Raw genomic sequence first — 24,500 nt, 5'->3', positions numbered from 1 at the left:
CACGGCACGCCCGTATCGCGAACGAACTGGAGACACCATCACATGACAGCGCCTCACCCGCGCTTCCGCCGTGTCATGGCCCTGCCTCTCGGCATGGCCATGGCGTCGGCGCTCGCGTTCCTGCCGAACGTCACGGCGTCCGCGGCCCCGGCCGCGCCCGCCGCGCCGGGGGCCGACGCGACCTCGCTCAGCTACGTCGTCAACGTCCGTCCCGGGCACGGCGTGTCCGCCTCCGTGCAGAAGGCGATCGCGCAGGCCGGCGGCACCGTGGTGACGTCGTACGACCGGATCGGCGTGATCGTCGTCCACTCCTCGAACCCGGACTTCGCCAAGGTCGTCCGCACCGCGCGCGGGGTCGACTCGGCGGGTGCCACGCGCACCGCGCCGCTGCCCGCGCAGTCGACCACGGACGGCGGCACGCCCAAGGTGCTCAGCGCCGCGCAGATGGCGTCGGCCCGGGCCGGTGCGGCCGCGGGGCAGGACCCGCTGGAGCCGCTCCAGTGGGACCTGCCCGCCATCAAGGCGGACAAGGCGCACGAGAAGTCGCTCGGCAGTCCGGACGTCACCGTCGGCGTGATCGACACCGGCGTCGACGACACCCACCCCGACATCGCGCCGAACTTCGACCGGAACGCCTCGGTCAACTGCGTGTCGGGCAAGCCGGACACGGCCGACGGCGCCTGGCGTCCCAGCGCCTCGGAGAGTCCGCACGGCACCCACGTGGCCGGTGAGATCGCGGCCGCCAGGAACGGCGTCGGCGTGACCGGCGTGGCCCCGGGCGTGAAGGTGGCCGGCATCAAGGTCGGCAACCCGGACGGGTTCTTCTACACCGAGGCCGTGGTGTGCGGCTTCGTCTGGGCGGCCGAGCACGGCGTCGACGTGACCAACAACAGCTATTACACCGACCCCTGGTACTTCAACTGCACCGACGACCCGGACCAGAAGGCGCTGGTGGACGCCGTCACCCGGGCCTCGCGGTACGCGGAGAGGAGGGGCACGGTCAACGTCGCGGCGGCGGGCAACGAGAACTACGACCTCGCGTCCCGCTCGATCACCGACCCCGCCTCCCCGAACGACTCCACGCCCGGGGACCGGGTGATCGACCCGCACAAGTGCTTCGACATACCGACCCAGTTGCCGGGTGTCGTCACGGTCGCGGCGACCGGGGCCAAGGGCCTGAAGTCGTCGTTCTCCAACTACGGTCTCGGCGTCGTCGACATCGCGGCTCCCGGCGGCGACTCGACGGCGTACCAGCGGCCCGAGCCCCCGGCGACCAGCGGCCTGATCCTGGGCCCGCTGCCCGGCGACAAGTGGGGCTACATGGCCGGTACGTCGATGGCGTCCCCGCACGTCGCGGGTGTCGCCGCGCTGATCAAGTCGACGCACCCGCACGCGCCGGCCGCCGTGGTGAAGGCGCTGCTGTACGCGGAGGCGGACGCGGCGCCCTGCACGGACCCGTACGACATCAATGGCGACGGCAAGGTCGACGCGGTGTGCGAGGGCCCGAAGAACCGCAACGGCTTCTACGGCTGGGGCATCGCGGACGCGCTGGCGGCCGTGACGAAGTAGGAGACGGTCTGACGCCGTAGCGCGGTACCTGTGGACCCGGGCCCCAACGGCCCGGGTCCATATGTTGATTGAGTACATACTGCATAGTGCAGTCATGACCGACATCAAGTACGCGTGGTCCGCGCTGGGCGGCGACCCCGCCCTCGTCCCCCGGGTGTCGACCGTCGTGCGCCCGGGAGCGCTCGAAGCCCGTCTTCCGGTGCGGGAGTCGGCGCGCGCCTGTGTGGGAGTGTGCGCGCTGGCCGCCGCCGAGCTGGGCGCGCTGCGGGCCGGGCTCGCCGAGGTACCGGCGGTGCGGGTGGACGACGGGGCCGTGGCAACGGCGTTCGCCAGTGAGCGGCATCTGCTGGTCGACGGGCGGGCCCCCGTCAATTTCGCGCCGCTGTCGCGGTTCTGGCGGACCGGCGACGGCTGGGTGCGCACCCACGCCAACTACCCGCACCACCGGGCGCGGCTGCTGGGCGCGCTGGGCCTGGGCGGGGACGCGTCCGTGGAGGACGTGGCGGGCCTCCTCGCCGAGCGGTCCGCACGCGAGGTGGAGGACGCGGTGTACGGCGCGGGCGGCCTCGCCGTCGCGCTGCGCACGGCGCGGGAGTGGGCGGCGCACGCGCAGGGCGCGGCGGTGGCCGCACGGCCCCTCGTGGTGCGCGAGCGGCCGGACGCGGCACCGGCCCGTGTGCTGCCGCCGGTGCGGGCGGCGCGGTCCGGGCCCGGGGCCGCGCCCCTGCTGCCCGCCGCCGGGCTGCGCGTGCTCGACCTGACGCGGGTCATCGCGGGGCCGGTCGCCACCCGTACGCTCGCCCTGCTCGGCGCGGAGGTGCTGCGGGTGGACCCGCCGGGGCTGCCCGAACTGGCGGACCAGCACGCGGACACGGGCTTCGGGAAGCGGTCGGCGGCCGTGGACCTCGCGGCCGACCGGAAGACCCTCGAGGACCTCCTGGCCGCGGCGGACGTCGTCGTCACCGGGTACCGGCCGGGCGCCCTGGACCGGTTCGGCCTCTCCCCCGAGGCGCTGGCCGAGCGCCGGCCCGGGCTGGTCGTGGCGCAGCTGTCGGCGTGGGGCGGCGGCGGACCCTGGGACGGGCGCCGGGGCTTCGACAGTCTGGTGCAGGTCGCCACCGGCATCGCCGCGATCGAGGGGACGGACGGGCGGCCCGGCGCGCTGCCCGCGCAGGCCCTGGACCACGGCACGGGCTATCTGCTCGCGGCGGCGGTGCTGCGGGCGCTGACCGAGCAGTCGCACGCGGGCGGCTCCAGGATCGTGCGGCTGGCGCTGGCCCGAACGGCCGTGTGGCTGACGGGAGTCGGGGCGGACGGGGTCAGGGGGGCCGGGACAGCCACCGGCACGGGCGGGGTGGACGGGGCGGGTGCCGCATACCGGCGGCCGGATGCCTGGCTCGGCGAGACGGACAGCGCGATCGGACGGCTTCGGTACGCCCGTTCCCCGGTCGCCTTCGCCGGCGGCCCCACGGACTGGACGCGCCCACCGGGCCCCTGGGGCGAGGACGCGCCCCGCTGGCACCGGGCGAACGACTGACCGCCGGAGGCCTGCCCGGAGGGGCCCGGTCCGCCGGAGCCGAACCCGCCGTCGGCTTCCGCCAGAGACGACCCCGCGGGGGGGCTGACCGGCGGGAGCCAAAGCGGCGGGAGCCGAGAGGGCGCAGGCCGAAACGGCGGGCCGACCGGGCGCAGGCCAGCCCCGTGGGGCTGACCAACGGGAGCCGACCCGGCGGGGCGACCGGCTGAGGGGGGGGAAGCCAGCCCGGAAGGGAGCTGACCCCGCGGAGGCCATGGGGGCCATGGAGGCCGGCGGAGGATCGTGCCCGGGGCGGAATGGTTTGCCCCAGTTGCATTCTTCCGCTTGCCCCGTTTCGTGCCGGTTGGGGAAGCTCGTGGGATGACCCTGATACGACCGCCGGCCGAGGCGGCCGACGCGAGTGCGGGGGGCCGCCGCCGGGCGACGGCCCGGGCCCTCGCTGTCCTGGCCCTGCTGGGACTCGCCGCGCTGTTCTCGTTACTCGGCCCGTCCGCCGCGTTGCACGGCACCGGGGAGGCCGCCGCCCCGGGAGCGGGCGGCATCGGCGTGCTGCGGGCGGTGCTGTTCGCGGCGCTGAGCGTCCCCCTGGGCGAACTGTTCGTGAACGGGCTGACCCGGCGGATGCCCGGTGCCCCCGCCGAACGCCCGCGCAGCCGCGCCACGTACGCGGCCGCCACCGGTTTCCTCGCCGCCCTGGGTCTCGCCTCCGTGGTGGCCACCGGCAATCTGGTGCCGCACAGCCTGGCGCAGATCGACGTGGGCGGGCTCTACCGGACCCGGGACGGCTCGCTGGCCCTGCTGGAGGTCAACGCCTTCCTCGTCGCGGGCCTGTGTGCCCTGTCACGCCGCCCGCTGACGCAGGTGGGGCCGCTGGGCATCGTGCTCACGGCGGAGGCCCTGCGCGCCCACCCCGCCACCGAGCACGGCCCGCTGCTCGGCTCCGTTCTGACGCTGGTGCACCTGGCGTGCGCGGCGCTGTGGGCGGGCGCGCTGCTGCACACCCTGCGCACCCTGCGGTGCTGGCGGGGCCACCCGGCCGGCCCCGCCCTGCTCGGGCTCTTCGCGCGCGTGGCGGCCGTCCTGCTGGCCGCGGTCACCGCCACCGGCGTGTGCAGCACGCTGCGCCGGATGCCGGCGGACACGGTCCTGCACCAGCTGACGGCGACGGCCTACGGGCGCACCCTGCTCGCCAAGGTGATCCTCGTGGCCGCCGTCGCGCTGCTCGCCCTGTGGGCGCGCGTCCGGCTGGTCCGGTCGCCCGACCCGCTGACCGCGTGCACCCCCGCGCGGGCGGAGGTCGCCGTCCTCGCGGCGGTGGTCGCGGTGTCGGGACTGCTGACGGCGCTGCCGGTGCCGATCCGCTGGTCCTGATCAGGCGCCGGCCACGGGTCGGTGGGCGCCGGGCGTCAACCGTTGGTGACTCAGCCGTTGGTGACTCGGCCGATGACGGCTCAGCCGTTGGTGACGAGCACCTTGAGCGCGGCGCGCTCGTCCATCGCCTTGTAGCCCTCCGGCACGCCGCCGAGGTCGACGGTCATGTCGAACACCGGCGACGGGTCGATCGTCCCGTCGAGGACGTCGGGCAGCAGCTCCGGGATGTAGGAGCGGACCGGCGCGACACCGCCGCGCAGCGCCACGTTCCGGTCGAACATGACGCCGAGGTCCACGCCGGTGCCGCTGCCGTGCGGCACACCGACGAAGCCGACGGCGCCGCCGTCGCGGGCCACCCCGATGGCGGTGCGCATCGACTGCTCGGTGCCGACCGCCTCGACGACCGCGTGGGCGCCCTGGCCGCGGGTGAGCTCGCGGACGGCCGCCACGGCCTCGTCCCCGCGCGCGGCGACGACGTCGGTGGCGCCGAAGCGGCGCGCGATGTCGGTACGGGCCTGGTGGCGGCCGAGGGCGATGATCCGCTCGGCGCCCAGCCGCTTGGCGGCCAGCACCGCGCAGAGCCCGACGGCGCCGTCTCCGACGACGGCGACGGTGGCGCCCGGCCGGACGCCCGCCCCGAGGGCCGCGTGGTGGCCGGTGCCCAGGACGTCGGACAGCGTCAGCAGCGCCGACAGCAGGTGGTCGTCCGAGGCGGCCTCCTTCGGCAGCCGGACGAGGGTGCCGTCGGCGAACGGCACGCGCACGGCCTCGCCCTGGCCGCCGTCGTAGCCGACGGAGCCCCAGAAGCCGCCGTGCTCGCAGGAGGTGGTCAGCCCGTCGCGGCAGTAGTCGCAGACACCGTCGGACCACATGAAGGGCGCGACCACGAGGTCGCCGCGGCGGACGGTGCCGACGTCGCTGCCCGTGCCCTCCACCACGCCCAGGAACTCGTGCCCGATCCGCTGCCCCGGCTGCCGGGCCGCCTCGCCGCGGTACGCCCACAGGTCGCTGCCGCAGATGCAGGCCCGCAGCACCCGCACCACGGCGTCGGTGGGCAGCTGCACCAGCGGCTCGGGCACCTCCTCCACCCGCATGTCGTAGGGGGCGTGGATGGTGGTGGCGCGCATGACGAAGGTCCTTCTGGTTCTCTGGCCGGGTCTCGGTCCGGGTCTCAGGCCGGGTCCCGGGCCGGGGGACTGCGCTCGGGGGATGGCCGAGCGTCCCATCCACCGTACCTAGTGCTGTGGCCGGAATGGTTCGCGCGAGCCGGTGAACCCTCCGGTCACGGCACTAGACCCCCGCCGCGCCCAGCAGCGCCCCCGCCGCGTACGTCACGCCCATCGCCAGGGCGCCGCCTCCCACGTTGCGCAGGACCGCGCGGCCCGGTCGCGCCGCGCCCAGGCGGGCGCTGCTCCAGCCGGTGAGGGCGAGGGCGGCGAGCACGGAGCCGACGGTGACGGCCAGCCGCCACGACGCCGGGGGCAGGACGATCGCGAGCAGCGGGAGCAGGGCGCCGACGGTGAACGCCAGGAAGCTCGCCCCGGCCGCGTGCCAGGGGTTCGTCAGTTCGTCGGGGTCGATGCCGAGCTCCACGCGCGCGTGGGCCCGCAGCGCGTCCCTCGCGGTGAGCTGCTCCGCCGCCTCCGCGGCGACCTCGCGGGACAGTCCGCGCTCCTCCAACAGCCCGGTCAGCTCCTCCAGTTCCGCGCCGGGCCGCTCCCGCAGCTCGCGCTTCTCCATCGCCAGCGCGGCCCGCTCGGAGTCGCGTTGGGTCGACACCGAGACGTACTCCCCCGCGGCCATCGACATCGACCCGGCGAGCAGTCCGGCCAGACCGGCGGTCAGCAGGGCGGAGCGGGAGTCGGTCGCGCCCGCGACGCCGACCACGAGGCCCGCGGTGGACACGATGCCGTCGTTGGCGCCGAGGACCGCGGCCCGCAGCCAGTTGAGGCGGGAGCCGAGGGCGCCGTGCTCCTCTTCGTGCAGCGGTTCCGTCACATGTACGAGCATCCCACTCCCGGTGTCACCGGGCCCGCACCGCCACCGGCTCACGGCGTGAACTCTGCCCGTTTTCAGGTGATGTGCGGGCACCTGCGGGACCGGGCTGTCAGTCGGGGCCCTTATCCTCAGTGACCATGCTCGAAGACCGCACGACCGCAGCGTCCTCCCCCACATCGTGGCCGGCCGCGTATCCGCTGGGATACGCGGTCGTTGACGTGGAGACCACCGGCCTGGCCCGCGACGACCGCATCATCTCCGCTGCGGTGTACCGGCTGGACGCGCGCGGCGAGGTCGAGGACCACTGGTACACGCTGGTGAATCCGGAGCGCGACCCGGGCCCGGTGTGGATCCACGGTCTGACGAGCGAAGTGCTCGAGGGCGCGCCGCTCTTCGCGGACGTCGCCGAGGAGTTCGCCGCCCGGCTCGCGGGCCGGGTGCTCGTCGCGCACAACGCGGTCTTCGACTGGCAGATGATCGCCCGTGAGTACGCGCGGGCACGGCGCGAGGCCCCGGTGCGGCAGCGGCTGTGCACGATCGCGCTGTCCAAGGAGCTCGGCCTGCCCCTGCCCAACCACAAGCTGGAGTCGCTGGCCGCGCACTTCGGCGTCGTCCAGCAGCGGGCGCACCACGCGCTGGACGACGCGCGGGTGCTGGCGGAGGCGTTCCGGCCGAGCCTCAGGGCGGCGGCGGCAGGCGGCGTACGGCTGCCGCTGCTGGAGTGCCTGCCGCTGACGGAGTGGACGGACCGGCCCGTGCCGCGCCAGCAGACGGGCGGCTACGGCGGCTACCGGCCGGGCAGTTGGCGCGCCTCCCGCAGGCGGCCCGCCTGCCCCTACCCCAACCCGGGTCGGTACGAGGAGGGCGGGCGGCTCAGGCAGGGGATGCGGGTGGCGTTCTCCGGCGACACCTCGGTCGACCGCGAGCTGCTGGAGGACCGCGCGACCGAGGCCGGGCTGCACGTGGCCACCAGCCTGTCCCGGCTGACCAGCCTGCTCGTCACCAACGATCCGGACTCCGGCACGTCCAAGGCTGCCAAGGCGCGGCAGTACGGCACCCCGGTGGTGGACGAGGCGGCCTTCGGTCAGCTGCTGCGGGACGTCGAGCCCGCGGAGGGCGGCGGGGACCGGTACGGCGCCGACCGTACGGATGGGTGATTGCCGGGCGACTCGCCCGCCGCCCGCTCGCCCGCGCGGCGGGCGGCGCTCACGCTGTGCCCCATGGCGAGATGCGAAGTATGCGGCAATGACTACGGAATGACCTTCGAGGTGCATGCCCAGGGCGCGGTGCACGTCTTCGACTGCTTCTCCTGCGCGATCCACCGCATGGCACCGATCTGCGAGCACTGTCGTGTCCAGATCATCGGCCAGGGCGTCGAGGTCGAGGGCCACTTCTACTGCGGCGCCCACTGCGCCCGCGCCGAAGGGAGGGTCGGGATCGTCGACCACGCCTGAAACCCCTCCGAGGGACACCCCTGCCGAAAACACCCCACGGCCCGAGAGGTACGGTCGTGGGGTGTACCGCTTCGTCCTGACCCGCCAGTGGGTGATCCTCACGATCGTCGCGATCGCGCTGATCCCGACGATGATCCGGCTGGGCTTCTGGCAGCTGCACCGCCACGAGCACAAGGTCGCGCTGAACCAGGTGATCGCCGGCTCGCTGGCGGCCCGGCCCGTGCCGGCCGAGTCGCTGACCTCGCCCGGCGCCGAGGTGAAGCACTCCGACCTGTACCGCCGGGTGACCGCGAAGGGGCACTTCGACACCGCGGACGAAGAGGTCGTACGCCGTCGCACCAACGCCGACGGCGAGGTCGGCTACCACGTCCTGACCCCCTTCGTCCTCGACGACGGCCGGGTCCTCATGGTCAACCGGGGCTGGATCCCGGCGAACGGCGCACAGACCGCGTTCCCGAGCATCCCGGCGCCCGAGCGGGGCGAGACCACCGTCACCGGGCGGCTGATGCCGGACGAGACGACCGCGCAGAGCGGCATCAAGAACGTCAAGGGCCTGCCCGACCGCCAGGTGATGCTGATCAGCAGCGGGCAGCAGGCGCGGCGGCTCGGCAAGCAGGTCCTCGGCGGCTACGTCGAGCTGACCTCCCCCGCGCCCCGGGGCGGCGGTCCCGAACTGCTCCCCGACCCCGAGCACAACGACATCGGTCCGCACCTGGCCTACGCCATCCAGTGGTGGCTGTTCTCGGCGTGCGTCCCGGTCGGCTGGGTGATCCTGGCCCGGCGCGAGGCCAGGGAACGCGCGGAGGCGGCAGCGGCGGCACGGCAGTCCGCCACGGACACGGAGCCGGCCGCGGTCTGACCGCGGCGTCCCCTGATCGCCGCCCGCGCTGATTGCCTTGTCCTCCGGCCGGGCATCCGGCATCCGTGCAGCCACGGATAGAGGACTACGCGATCGTCGGCGACGAGCAGACCGCCGCCCTGGTGGGCCGGGACGGTTCCGTCGACTGGCTCTGCCTGCCCCGCTTCGACTCCGGCGCCTGCTTCGCCAGGCTGCTCGGCGACGAGGACAACGGCCACTGGCGCATCGCCCCACGGGGCGTCACCGGCCCCTGCACCCGCCGCGCCTACCGCGAGGACACGCTCGTCCTCGACACCGAGTGGGACACCCCGGAGGGCTCCGTGCGGGTCACCGACCTGATGCCGCAGCGCGACCGCGCCCCCGACCTGGTCCGCATCGTGGAGGGCCTCAGCGGCCGGGTGACCGTGCGCAGCACCCTCCGGCTGCGCTTCGACTACGGCTCGATCGTGCCGTGGGTGCGCCGGACCGACGGCCACCGGGTCGCCGTCGCGGGACCGGACTCGGCATGGCTGCGCAGCGAGCCGGAGGTGCCCACCTGGGGCGAGGACTTCGGCACGCACGCGGAGTTCACCGTGGCCGCCGGGGAGAAGGTGGCGTTCGTGCTGACCTGGCACCCCTCGCACGAGCCGCGCCCGCCGCTGGTCGACCCTTACGAGTCGCTCGCGCACAGCGTCGAGGACTGGCGGGCGTGGGCGGCCCACTGCCGCTACGACGGCCCGCACCGGGACCTGGTCGTCCGCTCCCTGATCACCCTCAAGGCCCTCACCTACAAGCCGACCGGCGGCGTGGTCGCCGCCGCCACCACCTCCCTGCCCGAGGAGTTGGGCGGGGTGCGCAACTGGGACTACCGCTACTGCTGGCTGCGCGACTCCACCCTCACGCTCGGCGCGCTGCTGTCGGCCGGATACCGGCAGGAGGCCGAGTCGTGGCGCGACTGGCTGCTGCGCGCGGTCGCGGGCGACCCGGCCGACCTCCAGATCATGTACGGGGTGGCGGGCGAGCGCCGGCTGCCGGAGTTCGAGCTGCCGTGGCTGTCCGGCTTCGCCGGCTCGACGCCCGTACGGATCGGCAACGAGGCCGTGACCCAGCGCCAGCTCGACGTGTACGGCGAGGTGATGGACTCCCTCGCGTTGGCCCGGCGCTCGGGCCTGTCCGCCAAGCCGGACGTGTGGTCCCTGCAGTGCGCGCTGCTCGAGTTCCTGCGCGAGGCGTGGCGGCAGCCCGACGAGGGGCTGTGGGAGGTGCGCGGCGGGCGGCGGCACTTCGTGCACTCGAAGGTCATGGTGTGGGTGGCCGCCGACCGCGCGGTGCGCGCCCTGGAGGAGGACCCGGGGCTGCCGGGGGACCTGGACGGCTGGCGCGCCCTGCGGGACGAGGTGCACCGCGAGGTGTGCGCGAAGGGCTACGACCCCGACCGCAACACGTTCACCCAGTCCTACGGCTCCGCCGAGCTGGACGCCGCCCTGCTGCTGATCCCGCGGGTGGGCTTCCTGCCGCCGGACGACCCTCGGGTGATCGGCACCGTCGACGCGGTGCGTGCCGAGCTCGGCGAGAGGGGCCTGGTGCGCCGCTACAGCGCGGACGCGACGGCCGTCGACGGGCTGCCGGGCGGTGAGGGCACGTTCCTGGTCTGCTCGTTCTGGCTGGCGGACGCGCTGCACCTGACCGGGCGCACGAAGGAGGCGCGGGAGCTGTTCGAACGGCTGACGGGCCTCGCCAACGACGTGGGCCTGCTGTCGGAGGAGTACGACCCGGTGTCCGGCCGTCAGCTCGGCAACTTCCCGCAGGCGTTCAGCCACATCGGCCTGGTGAACACCGCCCTCGCCCTGTACGGGAGTGAGGAGGCAGGATAGGGGCCATGGATCTTGGACTGAAGGACCGGGTGTACGTCGTCACCGGGGCCACGCGCGGACTGGGCAACGCGGCCGCGCGCGAGCTCGTCGCCGACGGGGCGAAGGTGGTCATCACGGGGCGGGACGAGCGGCGGGTCGCGGACGCGGCGGCCGAGCTGGGCGCGGGCGCCGTCGGGGTGGCCGTGGACAACGCGGAGCCGGAGGCCGCCGCCCGCCTGATCGCGGCGGCCCGCGAGCACTTCGGCGGCTTCGACGGCGTCCTCGTCAGCGTGGGCGGTCCGCCGCCCGGCTTCGTCGCCGACAACACCGACGAGCAGTGGCAGGCGGCGTTCGAGTCCGTGTTCCTGGGCGCGGTGCGACTGGCCCGCGCGGCCGCCGCAGAGCTGGAGGCGGGCGGTGTCATCGGGTTCGTGCTGTCCGGCTCGGTGCACGAGCCGATCCCGGGGCTGACCATCTCCAACGGGCTGCGTCCCGGTCTCGCCGGGTTCGCCAAGTCACTGGCGGACGAGCTGGGCCCGCGCGGCATCCGGGTCGTGGGCCTGCTTCCGGCCCGCATCGACACGGACCGGGTGCGCGAGCTGGACGGGTTGTCGGCGGACCCCGAGGCGACGCGGGCGGCGAACGAGGCGCGGATTCCGCTGCGCCGGTACGGGACGCCGGAGGAGTTCGGGCGGACGGCGGCGTTCCTGCTGTCCCCGGCCGCCTCGTATCTGACGGGCGTGATGCTGCCGGTGGACGGCGGGATGCGGCACGGGTTCTGAGCACAGGGGCCGCCGCGTTCCGCCGGGGGACGCCCCCCGTCCCCGGCTCGCGGTTCGTCGTCCCCTTCGCGGCCCGCGGCGTCGGGCCCGCGGTCTTCTCCCGCGGCCCGCGTGCCCGGTCCGTGGTTCGTCGTCCCCCTCGCGGAGGAAGCCGCGGGCCGGGCGCCGGGGCCGCGTGCCTCCCCGCCGCCGTCAGCTCACCCGCTCCGCGCGGTGCTTGACGCCCAGCAGCCGGACCTCGGCCGGGAGGGACGCGAGGGCCGCCGAGTCCCGCGCACGGGCCAGAGCCCCGTCCGTCAGCTCGTACAGGGCCGTCCCCGGATCCACGTGGGGCTCCAGCAGGAGCCGTACATGGGTGGCGGGGGCGTCCCGGCGGCCGGTGAGGCGGACGTGGGCCCGTTCGACGCCGTCCATCCCCTCCGCGTCCGCGGACAGGACGGCCTCCAGGGCCCGCCCCCGCAGCAGCGCGCCCTCGCCGTCGCCGGTGTCGACGAGGACCTCGGTGAGCCGGCGCCGGCGCAGCACCGCCGTCAGCCACCACAGGGCGAGCAGCACGAGCACGGCCAGCGCCGCGATGACGGTCGGCCACCACCAGCCGGTCTCCCGCCACCTGGTCCGTTCGGCGGTGCTCAGCAGCACGTCGTGCCGTCCGCCGTGGATCCACGCGGGCGGACGCACCCCCAGCCCGACGGCGAGCACCGAGCCGCCGACCACGAGCAGCACCAGCCCGACGAGTCCGATCAGTACCCGGTTGACGACCCCGATCACGGCCCTCACCCCTTCCGTCCGGGCCGGACGACGTGCACCGTCAGCGCCGGCGGCCGGGCCAGCCCCAGCCCCGCGACCGCCTCGGTGAGCACGGTGTCCAGGTCGGCGCGTACGTCGTCGAGTTCGCGGAAGTGCACGACCGCGCGCACGTCGGCCCTGCGCCGGTGCAGCCGGACGCGGGCGGACTGCACACCGGCGATCTCCATGGCCCGGTCGCGCAGCACCAGCGCGGCCGCCTCCCGGTGCAGCCCCGCGCGGACGTCGGCGTGCGTGCGCCGCATCGGCAGGAGCCGCCGCAGCCCCGGGGTGAGTGCTAGCACGATCAGCCACAGGCCGAGGACCGCGGCGACGCCGGCGCCGACCAGCACCCAGGTGTCGTCCAGGGGCCGCGCGGCCAGCTGCCGGGCCAGCTCGCGGCGCCAGCGCATGGCGGGACGGTGGGCGCGCACGGCGGCGATGTCGTACAGGAACGCGGCGGCGACGATCAGCAGCAGCGCGGCGACGACGCCCGCGGGGATCCGGCGGGCGGACCAGAAGCGGCGGCCGCCCCCGTCCTGCCCGTCGAGGACCGGCCCGGGCTCGTGCGCGTCCGGTGCCGCCGACCCGTCCGGTCCGGCGTCCGCCTTCTCCAGGACAGGCAGGGGCCTGGTGGTGTTCTCGGAGCCCGAGGGCTCGCTCATCGTGTCCTCCCCTGTACCGCGCCGTGCGCGGGCACCAGATGCAGCCGCTCCACGCGGACGGCGACCTCCGGCACCCGCATTCCCACCAACGCGCCTACCCGCTCCTCCACTTGACGACGCACCGCGCGGCACCGGCCGCCGACGTCGCACGGGTAGGCGAGGTCGAGGTGGATGTGGATGTGCGCGGCGTCGTGGTGCACGGCCACCATGGCGTGCGGGGACGCGACGTCCGGCGGCAGCGGGCCGAGCGCCTCGCGGGCGGCCTGCGCGGCGATCTTCGCGACGACCCGGTCGGCGACGCGGAGGGCGCCCCGCTCGCCCGGCGCGACGGAGCCCGGCGGCCCGACGGCGGCGGGCCGGGGGGCGGCGGATCCGGCGGCCGGGGGTCTGCGGAGCTCACCCGCCCCGCCACTCACGGAGGTCACCGCCGGCGGTTGTCACGGGAGCGGAAGAAGTCGCCCAGCTCCAGGTCCCCCTCCAGGAACCGGCCGACGACGAACCCGACGGCGCCCAGGGCCGCCACCAGCAGAAAGGCACCGAACCCGCCGAAGTACCCGGCGAAGCCCAATGCCAGGCCGGCGATCATGCCGACCACGGCCATGCTCATGCTGCGCTCCTCAGCTCCACTGCCGTAGCTTCACTGCCGTCGAGGGTCGTGCGGTCGTCCCGGGGAGGCGTGCCCCCACCGGGGTGACACCGGATCGGTCACCGGGGCCGTCATTGGATCCGCGGCTCCGGTTCCTCCTCCTCTTCCTCCGGAAGCTTCACATCACTCACGGCGATGTTGACCTCGACCACTTCCAGGCCGGTCATCCGCTCCACGGCCGCGATCACGTTCTCCCGGACGTCGCGCGCCACATCGGTGATCGACACGCCGTAGTCGACGACGATCTCCAGGTCGAGCGCGGTCTGCACCTCGCCGACCTCGGCCTTCACACCCCGGGTCACCGACTTGGCGCCGCCCGGTACACGGTCCCGCACGGCCCCGAAGGTCCGCGAGAGACCGCTGCCCATGGCGTGCACGCCCAGCACGTCGCGCGCGGCGAGTCCGGCGATCTTCTCCACGACGCCGTCGGCGATGGTGGTGCGCCCCCGCCCGCCGGGGTCGCCCAAGCCACGGCGCGTCACCTGGCCCTTGCGGGCCGCACTCGTCTCCGGCACGTCCGTCCCGCCCTCGGCCGTGCGCGCCCGGTTCGGCTCCGTCATATCGGTCATCGCCGTACGCCCCTTTCGGTCGTCCCCCCACCACCGTAAGTGGCCTTGGCGGGTCGCGCGCCCCGCGATACGGCAGGCTGGAGCAATGACGGCGGACGGATGGACGCGGACGGTGCGGCACCAGCTGGCGCTCGGCAGGCTCCTGCCGCTGGGCGGCCCGAGTGACGGCGCGTGGATCACGGAGCGGGCGGCCGAGGCCGTACTGCGGCGGGCGGCCGAGCGCACACCGGGGGTACGGCTGGGGACCCTGCGCATCACCCTGGCCGACCCGGGGAGCGCCCGTGACCCGGCCGTCCCCGCTCCGCCGAGCGCGCTGCCGCCCGGTGACCTGCGCGTGTCCGCGGACTTCGCCGCGACGGCGGACGAGCCGCTGCCCACCACGGCGGCACGCCTGCGGGAGACTCTCGCGACGGCCGCGGCACAGGCCCTCGGCCTGACGGTGACCGACGTCGACCTTCGGGTGACGGCGCTGCTGACCGGGGACACCGGAGAGGCCGAGGAGGCCGCGGGCTTCGAGGGGAGCGAGCAGGCGCAGGGAGCGGAGGGCGCGGGGGCTGCCGCGGCCGGCGGCCCGGCCGGCACCGGCCGCACCGCCGAGAGCGGCGGAGGGGCCGAGGGAGCCGGCGGCGCTGGAGGCGCCGAGAGCCCGGAGAGCGGCGGGGGCGGCGAGGGCGGCCGGGGCGAGGGTCCCGCGGGCACCGACGCGACCCGGGTGTCCGAGGCCGTGCTGGCCGTCCCCGGTGTACTGCGCCTGGCCGGCGCGCTCGGCGGACTCGGCCGGCCGGTGCACATCGAGGAGCGGCGGGCGACGGCCGCGCTGCCGCACCGGCATGTGCGGGTGGAGGTGGCGCTCCGCACGGATCAGCGGGCCGTGGAGGTGGCCCGGCAGATCCGCGCGGCGGTCGCGGAGGCGCTGCCGGATCACCCGAGCGTGGCCGTGGTGGTCACCGCGATCGGCTGAGGAACCACCCGCGCGAGGGACACAGGAGACATGCCCGCCTCCGCGGCCGGCCGGCAGCACGCCCGCGGGGACCGTCGCCTCGCGCGGCGGCGGTCAGTGCGCGGTCATTCGCCGACGCCGGCCAGGTCCCGCAGCCTGCGGGCCTGGGCGGCACGCTCGGCGGTGCGCTGTTCCTCGTACGTACGCTCCTGGGCGCCGCGCAGCAGCGTCTTGGTCTCGATCACCGCGTCCCGGGGCGCGGCGAGGAGTGCCGCGGCCAGGTCCCGTACCGTGCCGTCGAGCTGGTCGACGGGCACGGCGAGGTTCGCCAGCCCGGTGTGCACCGCCTCCTCGGCGGTCACGAACCGGCCGGTCACGCAGATCTCCAGGGCACGGGCGTACCCGACCAGACCCACCAGCGGATGCGTGCCGGTGAGGTCCGGCACCAGCCCGAGGCTGGTCTCGCGCATGGCGAACTGCACGTCGTCGGCGACCACGCGCAGGTCGCAGGCCAGCGCCAGCTGGAAGCCCGCGCCGATGGCGTGCCCCTGGACCGCGGCGACGGACACGATGTCGTTGCGCCGCCACCAGGTGAACGCCTCCTGGTACTCGGCGATGGTCGCGTCGAGCTCCGCGTCGCTGCCGCGGGCGAGGTCGATGAACGACGGCTCGCCGTCGAAGCCCTCCGGCGTGAACGCCTGCCGGTCCAGCCCCGCCGAGAACGACTTGCCCTCGGCGCGCAGCAGCACGACGCGGACGGAGCCCGGCAGCAGCCGCCCGGCCTCGGTGAGCGCCCGCCACAGAGCGGGGCTCTGCGCGTTGCGCTTGGCCGGGTTGGTCAGCGTCACCGTGGCGATCGCGTCGTCGACGGTGAGCCGTACGCCGTCCTTGTCGAGTACCGGATCGAGGTCGTGCTCGGGCGAAGCCATGGGGCGCCTCCGATGGGTGCGGTCAGCCGGGATGCCGTGCGAGGCATCCTAAGTGACTGCACAGTAACCACCCGGCCGATCACGTGACCGACCGGGTGGCCACCATCGAAGCCGATGGGCCGCCCGAGGTCAGGCCGACGTGGCCTTCTTGCCCCGCGTCGCCCCGCCACGCCCACGGAGCGTGACGCCCGATTCGCTGAGCATCCGGTGGACGAAGCCATACGAGCGGCCGGTCTCCTCGGCCAACGCCCGAATGCTCGCACCGGCGTCGTACTTCTTCTTCAGGTCTGCCGCGAGCTTGTCGCGCGCGGCGCCGGTCACCCGGCTGCCCTTCTTCAGAGTCTCGGCCACCCGTGCCTCCTCATGGGAAGTGCGCTCTGGTCTCCTCATGATCACCCCTCCGGGGCGTGATGGCCACCCATTCGGCAAGGTCCGTGAGACAGGCTTGTGACGACGGGAGTGCGTCCCCACATACGGAATTGCCCATTCCGCACGCGGCCGCGCGTACCGCCGAACGGGTTGTTCCGCGAAGTGCCAGGTCAGCGGCGCGCGGCGGCCGAACCCTTGGGAGATAAGGGCTCGGCCGGGAAATCGATGCAGGACACACCGCGGTACGAGGAGATCTCACACAGATGATGGATCACCGATGGGCCGAATGATCCACCGGCAGTGGATCACCCCCGCGGGCGGGGCTCAGGCGAGGGCCACGAGGTCCGCGTAGCCCGCGCCCCACAGGTCCTCGACGCCGTCGGGGAGCAGGATGATCCGCTCCGGCTGAAGCGCCTCCACCGCGCCCTCGTCGTGCGTGACGAGGACGACCGCGCCCTTGTAGGTGCGCAGCGCGCCGAGGATCTCCTCGCGGCTGGCGGGGTCGAGGTTGTTGGTGGGCTCGTCGAGCAGCAGCACGTTCGCCGAGGAGACGACGAGGGTGGCGAGGGCGAGACGGGTCTTCTCGCCGCCGGAGAGGACGCCGGCCGGCTTGTCGACGTCGTCGCCGGAGAAGAGGAAGGAGCCCAGCACCTTGCGGACCTCGACGAGGTCCATGTCGGGGGCGGCCGAGCGCATGTTCTCCAGGACCGTGCGGTCCGGGTCGAGGGTCTCGTGCTCCTGCGCGTAGTAGCCGAGCTTGAGGCCGTGGCCGGGGACGACCGCGCCGGTGTCGGGCTGCTCCACGCCGCCGAGCAGACGCAGCAGGGTGGTCTTGCCGGCGCCGTTCAGGCCGAGGATGACGACCCGGGAGCCCTTGTCGACGGCCAGGTCGACGTCGGTGAAGATCTCCAGGGAGCCGTACGACTTCGACAGGCCCTCGGCCATCAGCGGGGTCCGGCCGCAGGGCGCGGGCTCGGGGAAGCGGAGCTTGGCGACCTTGTCGCTCTGGCGCACGGCCTCCAGACCGGCGAGCAGCTTGTCCGCGCGGCGGGCCATGTTCTGCGCGGCGACCGTCTTGGTGGCCTTGGCGCGCATCTTGTCGGCCTGAGCGTTGAGTGCGGAGGCCTTCTTCTCGGCGTTGGCCCGCTCCCGCTTGCGGCGCTTCTCGTCCGCCTCGCGCTGCTGCTGGTAGAGCTTCCAGCCCATGTTGTAGAAGTCGATCTGGGAGCGGTTGGCGTCCAGGTAGAACACCTTGTTGACGACCGTCTCGACCAGGTCGACGTCGTGGGAGATGACGATGAAGCCGCCGCGGTAGGTCCTCAGGTAGTCGCGCAGCCAGACGATCGAGTCCGCGTCGAGGTGGTTGGTCGGCTCGTCGAGAAGCAGGGTGTCCGCGTCGGAGAACAGGATCCGGGCCAGCTCGATACGGCGGCGCTGACCGCCGGAGAGGGTGTGCAGGGGCTGGCCGAGCACCCGGTCGGGCAGGTTGAGCGCGGCGGCGATGGTGGCGGCCTCGGCCTCGGCGGCGTATCCGCCCTTGGTGAGGAACTCGGTCTCCTGGCGCTCGTACTGCTTCATCGCCTTGTCGCGCGTGGCGCCCTTGCCGTTGGCGATGCGCTGCTCGTTGTCGCGCATCTTGCGGATCAGCACGTCGAGGCCGCGCGCGGAGAGGATGCGGTCGCGGGCGAGCATGTCGAGGTCGCCGGTGCGCGGGTCCTGCGGGAGGTAGCCGACCTCGCCGGAGCGGGTGATCGTGCCGCCGGCCGGGAGGCCCTCGCCGGCCAGGCACTTGGTGAGGGTGGTCTTGCCGGCGCCGTTGCGGCCGACCAGGCCGATGCGGTCGCCCTTGGCGACGCGGAAGGTGGCGTTCTCGATGAGGATGCGGGCACCGGCGCGCAGCTCGATACCGGAGGCGGAGATCACGGACATACTCCAGGGCGGACTGGGATTGGCGGGTGGACGGCTGAGGACGTTCCCGCCGTCTAATGCGCGAGGAGAATGGCCATGGGGACCAGTCTAACGGGGCGGCGCAAGGGCTTTTTCGGGGTCATCGGGTGCGCGCGTGCCCCGTCCCCCGCCCAGGTGCCGCCAGACGGGGCAGTGTCGGTGCCGGCTGCGAGAGTGCGTCGTGGGCCCCCGACGGACCGGGACCACGGATCGCGGGACCACATGGCCCGGGACACCGAGGGCAGCATCTGGAGCTTCGGCACGTACGCCCCGCGCCTGAGGGACCGAGTCCGGCCGGGCCGCGGGCCCGCGAGCGCCCCCGCCCCAGGGCCCGCCTCCCACAGCTGGACCCAGCTGTTCGGTCCCGGGACGGAAGCCCCCTAGCTGCCCCAGGTGTGCACCTGGAAGGCGGCCCGGCGTACGGCCTTCGCCAGGGCCGGGTCGGGGTGGGCGGCGGCGAGGGCGACCAGCACCTGCACGGTGCGCGGATGGCCGACGGCGCGCACCTCGTCGAGCAGCGCGGGCACCGTGGGCTGGAGCGCGGACTCCAGGTGGCGGACCAGCATCGGGGCCTCGCCGTGGTCGGCGACGGCGGCGGCGGTGTCCACCCACAGCCAGGTGGCCTCCTCCCGGGTGAGCACCTCGTGGGCGTCCTCCGGGTCGACCCCGTCGTGCTCCGCCAGCCACAGCAGGGCGTACGGCCGCAGCGCCGGCTCGTCGAGCACGGCCCGGACGTCGGGCTCGGCCGGGGCGCCGACGACCCGCAGGGCCTCGAAGGCGAGGCCGCGCAGCAGGGCGTCCTCGCCGCGGGCGGCGTCGAGCAGGTCGGTGACGGCGCTGCCGACGGGGCGCGCGGCCAGCCAGGCGCGGTACTCGGCACGGGCCGCGTTCGGCCGCAGCTGGGCGCAGCCGCGCAGCATGTTCTCGGCGGACTGCTCGATGTTCCCGGCGGGGCTCTGGGCGGCGACGCAGATCTGTTCCAGCTTGACCCAGACGGCCCAGCTGCCGAGCGGGGTGAGCGTGGCCTGTCCGTCGCCGTAGGTGAGGGCGCCCACGGCGGCGAGGGCGCGCAGGGCCCAGTCCAGGAGCGGGGCGAGGAGGGCGTCCTCGGCCGGCTCCGCGGCGGCCGGGGCGTCCGGCGCCGCGGCCGCGGTGCCCACGGTTCCGGCGGGCACCGGCTGCGGTCCGAAGGGGATCTCGCAGCGCTCGGTGCGCAGTTCGGTGACCCGCTGCCGGAGCAGGTCCAGAAGCTGCTCGACCGGGACGGGCCCGGCGGAGAGCTGGAGGAGGGAGAGCACCTGCGGCATGGCCGAGACGACCTCGGCGACGGCGGCGGCCTGGTGGTCCCCGGGCTCCGGGCAGGCCAGCGACCAGGCGTCGAAGAAGGCCACCCAGCCGCGCAGCACGGCGCTGTCGTCCCGGTCCCAGGCGCGCAGCCGCCAGCCGGGGCGGGCGCTGTCGCCGTGCACCTCGACCAGGCCGGCCAGGCGGGCGGTGTCCCACTCCGCGCGGACCTGAACCGCGGTCAGCCCCAGTTCGCCGGCCGCACGTTCGGCGGTCGCGTCGGAGAGGGCGGCCCTGCCGTCCGTGGTGGCGCCGTCCCGGCCGGGGCCGAGGGCGGCGTCGGCCCAGCGGGCGACGCGGGCCGCTCCGGCCAGGCGGGAGCGTGCCATTCTGGCCAGCTCGGCGGGTGCCGGGGTGCCCTCCGGGGGGCGCGGTGCGGGGCGGCGCGTGCGCCGCTGGTTCACGGCTCGGGGGGCGGCGGCCAGGGGCCGCGGGCGGACGAGTCGAAGCCTTGAGTCGCGCGGGATACGGGACGTCACGGGTGCAGTCTTCCGGTTGACGGTCCGAAAACCCAAACGGAATGTCACCGGGGGCGACGGGGATGGCCAACGCACCGGGTTTCACCGGGGCCGACGAGACAGGATCAAGCCAGCGGTACGCCCGGGAACGGAACGGCCGGGACCGCCGCACGGACAGCCGACGGGACTCCCCCGAACGTCCCGCGTCCACACCTCCCGCACACCGCACTCACCCCTCGTCCACCCGCCCGCGCGCCCGCCGTGCACGGGTTGTGCGGCCCTGTGGGCGGACCCGCCCGCCGACGGCCCGCTCCCGCTCGTCGGCCCCCTGCGCCGGACGCGTCCGCCGCTCCGCCGGACCGGGAACGACCGTGCGGGAGTTGGTGGCCCATGTCACATGAGAAGAGGTCAGGACCTGTCACATGAGGGGCGTCAGGAAGCGCCGCAGCGCCTCCTCGTAGCCCTCCGGGTCGGCGTTCCACATGGCTCCGTGCGGGGCCTGGGCGACCGTCTGCAGGGTGACGAGGTCGGGACGGCGGGCGGCGAGGCGGCGGGAGGGCTGCCAGGGGGCCACGGCGTCGTCCGGGCCGTGGAAGATCATCGTCGGCACCTTGAGCCGGGCCGGGTCGGTGACGTCGGCGAGGCGGTCGCCGGAGAGCCCGGTGCGCCCCTGGGCGGCGCGCACCGCGAGCGGCAGCAGCGCGGCGGGGGTGTGCCTCGCGGTGGCCAGGGCCCGCAGCGTCGCCTCCCAGTCGAGCACCGGCGAGTCCAGCACCAGGCCGGAGACGCGGTCGCGCAGGCCCGAGTGGGCGGCGGCACGCAGGGCCATGGAGGCGCCGGTGGACCAGCCGTACAGGATGACCCGCTCGGCGCCGTACCGGACGGCGTAGCGGATCGCCGCGTCCAGGTCGCGCCACTCGGTCTCGCCGAGGTGGTTGAGGCCGTCCGGGGAGCGGGGCGCGCCGAGGTCGCCGCGGTAGGCGAGGTCCAGCACCGGGAAGCGGCGGCGGTGCAGGAAGCCCATGAGGTTCATGGGCAGTTCGCGGGTGGCGCCCAGGCCGTGCACCGTGATGACCCAGGTGTCGCGGACGCCGGGCACGAACCACGCGGGGAGGGGGCCGAGTTCGCCGGGGACGTCGATGTCGGCGTGATCGAGGCCGAGGGCGGAGTCCGGGTTGCCGACGTGCACGTTCGGGGTGAGCCAGACCTTGTCGTGGGTGCGCAGGGTGCCGTGGGTGACGCGTTCCAGGCGGCGCACGACGGCGTCGGCGCGGTGCGGGGCGGTCGGCAGCACGGGGCCGACGACGGCGTGCGAGCCGTCGCCGGACAGGCCGTAGATGCCGGGGCGCAGGGAGGCCAGGTCGCGGGTGAGCGTGATCCGGCCCGGTGCCGTGCCGTGCACGGTGAGCCGCGGCTCGGTGGGCAGGGGCCGGCCCGGGGGGGCCTTCAGCGCGGCGTCGCTGGCGAGCCGGCCGGCGGCGATGCCGGCCGCGCCGGCCGCCAGGGCCACGGTGACGGCCGCGGCCGTCGCTTTGACTGAGCGCACGGGTCCAGTGTCCTGGCGCGCCGGGCCACCGGCCAGCGGGAGGAAGGGTCGGGGTGACATGTCCTGCGGGTTCCAGGAAACAGCGGCTTTCATCCCTGCGGAGGCCCTACCTTCGCTGTCCGTACCCCCGCAGCCGCTCCTGCGCCTGTGCCAGTTGCTCCGGTGACAGCAGGGAGGGGGCCAGTCCCGGCACGGAGGACGCCGTCAGCCACAGACGGCACATCCATTCCAGCTGGGCCGTGCGGTCGTATGCCTGGTCGAGGGTGGCGCCGTGGGTGACGGTGCCGTGGTTCTGCAGCAGGCAGCCGGAGCGGCCGTCGAGGGCGCGGAGCATGTTTTCGGCCAGTTCCTCGGTGCCGTAGGTCGCGTAGGGGGCGACCCGGACGGGGCCGCCGAGCGCGCCGGCCATGTAGTGGATCGGCGGCAGCTCGGTCACGAGCGTCGAGACGGCGGTCGCGTGTACGGCGTGGGTGTGGACGACCGCGCCCGCGTCGGTGGTGCGGTGGATCGCGAGGTGCAGGGGCAGTTCGCTGGTCGGCACCAGGGCGCCGAGCACCTGCCGGCCGTCGGGGCCGACGCCGGTCACGTCGTCCGGCGTGAGCCGGTCGTAGGGCACGCCCGACGGGGTGACCAGCACGGTGTCCCCCACGCGCACCGACACGTTTCCGGAGGTGCCGACGACGAGGCCCTCGGCCGCCGTGCGGCGGGCGGTGGCGACCAGCGCCTCCCAGGCGCGGGCCTCCTCGGCGCGCACGCCCCTCCCCTTCCCCTTGCCCCTCTTCTGCTCAGCCATGACGCGATCCTGCCAGGCGGCGGACCACCCGGCCGGGGTGACCGGAATCTCCCCCCGGCGCGCGGCTTACGGTGGAGCGCGGACCCTCTTTTACGGACACCCCGAGGACCGCCCCAGTTCATCTTCCGTTCACCCTGGTTACGTACGTTCGACCAGCCAATGACCTCGAACGATTGCCTGGGTAAATGGAAAGCTTCTCGCTGATCCTCGCGATTGTGGTAGTAACCGCACTCGCGTTCGATTTCACGAACGGTTTCCACGACACCGCCAACGCGATGGCCACGACCATCTCCACCGGTGCACTCAAGCCCAAGGTCGCGGTGGCTCTGTCCGCCGTGCTCAACCTGGTGGGCGCCTTCCTCTCCGTGGAGGTCGCGAACACGATCTCCAAGGGTCTCGTCGACGAGACCGGCATCCGTCCCGAGGTCATCTTCGCCGCCCTGGTCGGCGCGATCCTCTGGAACCTGGTGACCTGGCTCATCGGTCTCCCGTCCAGTTCCTCGCACGCCCTGATGGGCGGCCTGATCGGCGCCGCCATCGCCTCGGCCGGCTTCGGCGCGGTCCACGGCGACGTGCTCGTCACCAAGGTGCTGCTGCCCGCCGTCGCCGCCCCGGTCGTCGCCGGCCTCGCGGCGATGCTCTCGACCCGGCTGAGCTACGCGCTGGGCAGGAAGTCGAACGGCAAGGCCGCCGACAAGGGCCACCGCGCGGGCCAGATCGCCTCCGCGGGCCTGGTCTCGCTGGCCCACGGCACCAACGACGCGCAGAAGACGATGGGTGTCATCACCCTCGCCCTGATCGCCGGCGGCGCCATCGCCCCGGGCTCCAACCCTCCCACCTGGGTCATCCTGTCCGCGGGCCTCGCCATCGCGCTGGGCACCTACATCGGCGGCTGGCGCATCATCCGCACCATGGGCAAGGGCCTGACCGAGCTGGAGCCGCAGCAGGGCTTCGCCGCCCAGACCAGCGCGGCCACCGCCATCCTGGCCTCCTCCCACCTCGGCTTCTCCCTCTCCACCACCCACGTCGTCTCCGGCTCGGTGATGGGTGCGGGCCTCGGCCGCAAGGGCGGTGTCGTCCGCTGGTCGACCGCGACCCGGATGCTCGTGGCCTGGGTGCTGACCCTGCCGGCCGCGGCCCTCGTGGGCGCCGGCGCGGAGGCCGTCACCGGCCTCGGCGGCTGGGGCACCGCCGTGGTGGCCGTCTTCCTGGTGGTCTCCAGCGGCGTGATCTGGAAGCTGTCGCGCCGTGAGGTCGTCGACCACACCAACGTCAACCACACCGGCGAGCCGGCCGGCGTGGTGACCCAGGCCATGGCCGCCGTGACCCCGCCTCCGGTGGGCCAGGTGGCGACCGAGACCGGGGCCCTCGCGGCCTCCGTCCCGGCGCAGGCCTCCGCCTCCGCCTCCGCCGACCGGGCGCATCCGCCCGCCGCCGTCTGAGCCCCGAGCACCCGGTTACAGAAGGAACATCACCATGAAGATCGACTGGGCAGCCATCGGCTCCGTCATCGGCGTCAGCCTCTCGGTCACGGTGGGCCTGGTGGCCCTGTTCACCCTCGGCATCACGGGCCTGTCCCGCCGCGAGCGGGCCGCCGCCGAGGGCAACGGCGGCGGGGCGATCGCCGCCACCGGCGCGTACGTCTGCTTCGCGGCGTGCGCCGCCGCCGTGGCCTACGGCATCTACCTGATCATGGCCAAGTCCTGACCCTCGGCGCGGCCACCGCCCGGCCTTGGGGCAGTTCGTCGCCCGCCCGGTCCGCACCGCCCTCCTCGGCGGCGCGGATCGGGCGGGCGTTTTTCGTGCCCCGGCGGGCCGATGTGGGCCTCATCTCAGTCCCCCGGTGCAGGTCAAAGGCGAGTTGACGGGTGTTCGCGGGGCGTGGTGGACTGCCCACGCCAAGTACGGCAGCAGGAGAGGAAGCCGGTGCGAATCCGGCGCGGTCCCGCCACTGTCACCGGGGAATGAACTTCCCGGAAGCCAGGAACTCTCGCCGCCGGTCTCGTCGAACCAGGGCGTGGACACCCTGAGTGAGGACATATCGCCATGCGCGGCTGCCATCCGAGGTTCACCAGCGACGTCCCGCCCGCCCCCCCGGTCGGCTGAGGC

General features: G+C 74.4%; 24 protein-coding genes, 1 pseudogene and 1 riboswitch. Of the genes and pseudogenes, 12 read left to right on the top strand and 13 right to left on the bottom strand.

Annotated elements, in window-relative coordinates; all coding sequences use genetic code 11:
* The first annotated feature begins 42 nt into the window (after positions 1-42).
* The 3 genes from ACIQ9G_RS05325 (at position 43) to ACIQ9G_RS05315 (ending at position 4,477) form a co-directional block, all read left to right on the top strand.
* Complete coding sequence (locus ACIQ9G_RS05325) at positions 43-1,569, top strand: S8 family serine peptidase (protein ID WP_403606569.1); 1,527 nt, start codon at positions 43-45, stop codon at positions 1,567-1,569.
* A 94-nt stretch (positions 1,570-1,663) separates the two neighbouring features.
* Positions 1,664-3,106, top strand: a complete 1,443-nt coding sequence (locus ACIQ9G_RS05320; protein WP_403606566.1) for a CoA transferase — start codon at positions 1,664-1,666, stop codon at positions 3,104-3,106.
* Positions 3,107-3,466: 360 nt separating this feature from the next.
* Positions 3,467-4,477 carry a CopD family protein gene (locus ACIQ9G_RS05315; protein ID WP_403606563.1) on the top strand — a complete coding sequence of 337 codons (1,011 nt, stop codon included), beginning with the start codon at positions 3,467-3,469 and terminating at the stop codon, positions 4,475-4,477.
* Between the two features lie 80 nt (positions 4,478-4,557).
* Here ACIQ9G_RS05315 and ACIQ9G_RS05310 read toward each other — a convergent pair whose 3' ends face one another.
* Positions 4,558-5,604, bottom strand: a complete 1,047-nt coding sequence (locus ACIQ9G_RS05310) for a zinc-dependent alcohol dehydrogenase family protein (protein ID WP_403606560.1) — start codon at positions 5,602-5,604, stop codon at positions 4,558-4,560.
* Positions 5,605-5,767: 163 nt separating this feature from the next.
* The gene (locus ACIQ9G_RS05305; protein WP_403606557.1) at positions 5,768-6,475 is read right to left on the bottom strand and encodes a VIT family protein; all 708 of its coding nucleotides are present in this window, start codon (positions 6,473-6,475) and stop codon (positions 5,768-5,770) included.
* Positions 6,476-6,612: 137 nt separating this feature from the next.
* Between ACIQ9G_RS05305 and ACIQ9G_RS05300 the strand changes: the two genes are divergently transcribed.
* The 5 genes from ACIQ9G_RS05300 to ACIQ9G_RS05280 all read left to right on the top strand — a co-directional run bounded on the left by ACIQ9G_RS05300 (position 6,613) and on the right by ACIQ9G_RS05280 (position 11,402).
* Positions 6,613-7,632: a DEDDh family exonuclease gene (locus ACIQ9G_RS05300; RefSeq protein ID WP_403606554.1), complete on the top strand. Its 1,020-nt coding sequence runs from the start codon at positions 6,613-6,615 to the stop codon at positions 7,630-7,632.
* A 63-nt stretch (positions 7,633-7,695) separates the two neighbouring features.
* Positions 7,696-7,929 (top strand): hypothetical protein, encoded by a 234-nt coding sequence (locus ACIQ9G_RS05295; protein ID WP_356186658.1) that lies wholly within the window; start codon positions 7,696-7,698, stop codon positions 7,927-7,929.
* A gap of 61 nt (positions 7,930-7,990) precedes the next feature.
* Positions 7,991-8,788 (top strand): SURF1 family protein, encoded by a 798-nt coding sequence (locus ACIQ9G_RS05290; protein WP_403606551.1) that lies wholly within the window; start codon positions 7,991-7,993, stop codon positions 8,786-8,788.
* 65 nt (positions 8,789-8,853) lie between these two features.
* Positions 8,854-10,641, top strand: a complete 1,788-nt coding sequence (locus ACIQ9G_RS05285; RefSeq protein ID WP_403606548.1) for a glycoside hydrolase family 15 protein — start codon at positions 8,854-8,856, stop codon at positions 10,639-10,641.
* A gap of 5 nt (positions 10,642-10,646) precedes the next feature.
* Positions 10,647-11,402 (top strand): SDR family oxidoreductase, encoded by a 756-nt coding sequence (locus ACIQ9G_RS05280; RefSeq protein WP_403606545.1) that lies wholly within the window; start codon positions 10,647-10,649, stop codon positions 11,400-11,402.
* A gap of 192 nt (positions 11,403-11,594) precedes the next feature.
* Here the strand turns inward: ACIQ9G_RS05280 and amaP are convergent, their stop codons facing one another.
* The 5 genes from amaP to ACIQ9G_RS05255 form a co-directional block, all read right to left on the bottom strand.
* Complete coding sequence (amaP, locus tag ACIQ9G_RS05275; RefSeq protein ID WP_403606542.1) at positions 11,595-12,170, bottom strand: alkaline shock response membrane anchor protein AmaP; 576 nt, start codon at positions 12,168-12,170, stop codon at positions 11,595-11,597.
* Between the two features lie 5 nt (positions 12,171-12,175).
* Positions 12,176-12,850 (bottom strand): DUF6286 domain-containing protein, encoded by a 675-nt coding sequence (locus tag ACIQ9G_RS05270; RefSeq protein WP_403606539.1) that lies wholly within the window; start codon positions 12,848-12,850, stop codon positions 12,176-12,178.
* The gene (locus tag ACIQ9G_RS05265) at positions 12,847-13,275 is read right to left on the bottom strand and encodes a hypothetical protein (protein WP_403606536.1); all 429 of its coding nucleotides are present in this window, start codon (positions 13,273-13,275) and stop codon (positions 12,847-12,849) included. Before ACIQ9G_RS05265 ends, ACIQ9G_RS05270 begins: the two co-directional genes overlap by 4 nt.
* Positions 13,272-13,457, bottom strand: a complete 186-nt coding sequence (locus tag ACIQ9G_RS05260) for a hypothetical protein (protein WP_356186672.1) — start codon at positions 13,455-13,457, stop codon at positions 13,272-13,274. The genes ACIQ9G_RS05265 and ACIQ9G_RS05260 overlap by 4 nt, the downstream gene beginning before the upstream one ends.
* 110 nt (positions 13,458-13,567) lie before the next feature.
* Positions 13,568-14,065: an Asp23/Gls24 family envelope stress response protein gene (locus ACIQ9G_RS05255; RefSeq protein WP_403606531.1), complete on the bottom strand. Its 498-nt coding sequence runs from the start codon at positions 14,063-14,065 to the stop codon at positions 13,568-13,570.
* A gap of 85 nt (positions 14,066-14,150) precedes the next feature.
* Between ACIQ9G_RS05255 and ACIQ9G_RS05250 the strand changes: the two genes are divergently transcribed.
* Positions 14,151-15,026 (top strand): nucleopolyhedrovirus P10 family protein, encoded by an 876-nt coding sequence (locus ACIQ9G_RS05250; RefSeq protein ID WP_403606528.1) that lies wholly within the window; start codon positions 14,151-14,153, stop codon positions 15,024-15,026.
* A gap of 104 nt (positions 15,027-15,130) precedes the next feature.
* On the opposite strand, the gene ACIQ9G_RS05245 is transcribed toward ACIQ9G_RS05250, so the two are convergent.
* The 3 genes from ACIQ9G_RS05245 to ACIQ9G_RS05235 all read right to left on the bottom strand — a co-directional run bounded on the left by ACIQ9G_RS05245 (position 15,131) and on the right by ACIQ9G_RS05235 (position 18,226).
* Positions 15,131-15,934, bottom strand: a complete 804-nt coding sequence (locus tag ACIQ9G_RS05245; RefSeq protein WP_403606525.1) for an enoyl-CoA hydratase/isomerase family protein — start codon at positions 15,932-15,934, stop codon at positions 15,131-15,133.
* A gap of 129 nt (positions 15,935-16,063) precedes the next feature.
* Complete coding sequence (locus ACIQ9G_RS05240) at positions 16,064-16,285, bottom strand: helix-turn-helix domain-containing protein (protein ID WP_003976983.1); 222 nt, start codon at positions 16,283-16,285, stop codon at positions 16,064-16,066.
* A 342-nt stretch (positions 16,286-16,627) separates the two neighbouring features.
* Positions 16,628-18,226 (bottom strand): ABC-F family ATP-binding cassette domain-containing protein, encoded by a 1,599-nt coding sequence (locus ACIQ9G_RS05235; protein ID WP_403606789.1) that lies wholly within the window; start codon positions 18,224-18,226, stop codon positions 16,628-16,630.
* Positions 18,227-18,436: 210 nt separating this feature from the next.
* Between ACIQ9G_RS05235 and ACIQ9G_RS05230 the strand changes: the two are divergent.
* A pseudogene (locus tag ACIQ9G_RS05230) lies at positions 18,437-18,523 on the top strand (glyoxalase); the annotation flags it as partial.
* Positions 18,524-18,630: 107 nt separating this feature from the next.
* Here ACIQ9G_RS05230 and ACIQ9G_RS05225 read toward each other — a convergent pair.
* The 3 genes from ACIQ9G_RS05225 to ACIQ9G_RS05215 all read right to left on the bottom strand — a co-directional run bounded on the left by ACIQ9G_RS05225 (position 18,631) and on the right by ACIQ9G_RS05215 (position 22,391).
* Positions 18,631-20,073: a hypothetical protein gene (locus ACIQ9G_RS05225; protein ID WP_403606522.1), complete on the bottom strand. Its 1,443-nt coding sequence runs from the start codon at positions 20,071-20,073 to the stop codon at positions 18,631-18,633.
* Between the two features lie 397 nt (positions 20,074-20,470).
* Positions 20,471-21,598 carry an alpha/beta hydrolase family protein gene (locus ACIQ9G_RS05220; RefSeq protein WP_403606519.1) on the bottom strand — a complete coding sequence of 376 codons (1,128 nt, stop codon included), beginning with the start codon at positions 21,596-21,598 and terminating at the stop codon, positions 20,471-20,473.
* A 106-nt stretch (positions 21,599-21,704) separates the two neighbouring features.
* On the bottom strand, positions 21,705-22,391 hold the full coding sequence (locus tag ACIQ9G_RS05215) for a class II aldolase/adducin family protein (protein ID WP_403606516.1): 687 nt from the start codon (positions 22,389-22,391) through the stop codon (positions 21,705-21,707).
* 185 nt (positions 22,392-22,576) lie between these two features.
* Here ACIQ9G_RS05215 and ACIQ9G_RS05210 point away from each other — a divergent pair, with 185 nt between their 5' ends.
* Positions 22,577-23,833 carry an anion permease gene (locus ACIQ9G_RS05210; RefSeq protein WP_403606513.1) on the top strand — a complete coding sequence of 419 codons (1,257 nt, stop codon included), beginning with the start codon at positions 22,577-22,579 and terminating at the stop codon, positions 23,831-23,833.
* A gap of 34 nt (positions 23,834-23,867) precedes the next feature.
* Positions 23,868-24,098, top strand: coding sequence for a hypothetical protein (locus tag ACIQ9G_RS05205; RefSeq protein WP_403606510.1), 231 nt, complete (start codon positions 23,868-23,870; stop codon positions 24,096-24,098).
* Between the two features lie 160 nt (positions 24,099-24,258).
* Positions 24,259-24,402, top strand: a riboswitch (cobalamin riboswitch).
* Positions 24,403-24,500 lie beyond the last annotated feature (98 nt).

The organism is Streptomyces sp. NPDC096152 (assembly GCF_044763235.1).
Taxonomy (GTDB): Bacteria; Actinomycetota; Actinomycetes; order Streptomycetales; family Streptomycetaceae; genus Streptomyces.
This window is presented reverse-complemented; position numbering and strand designations above follow the sequence as displayed.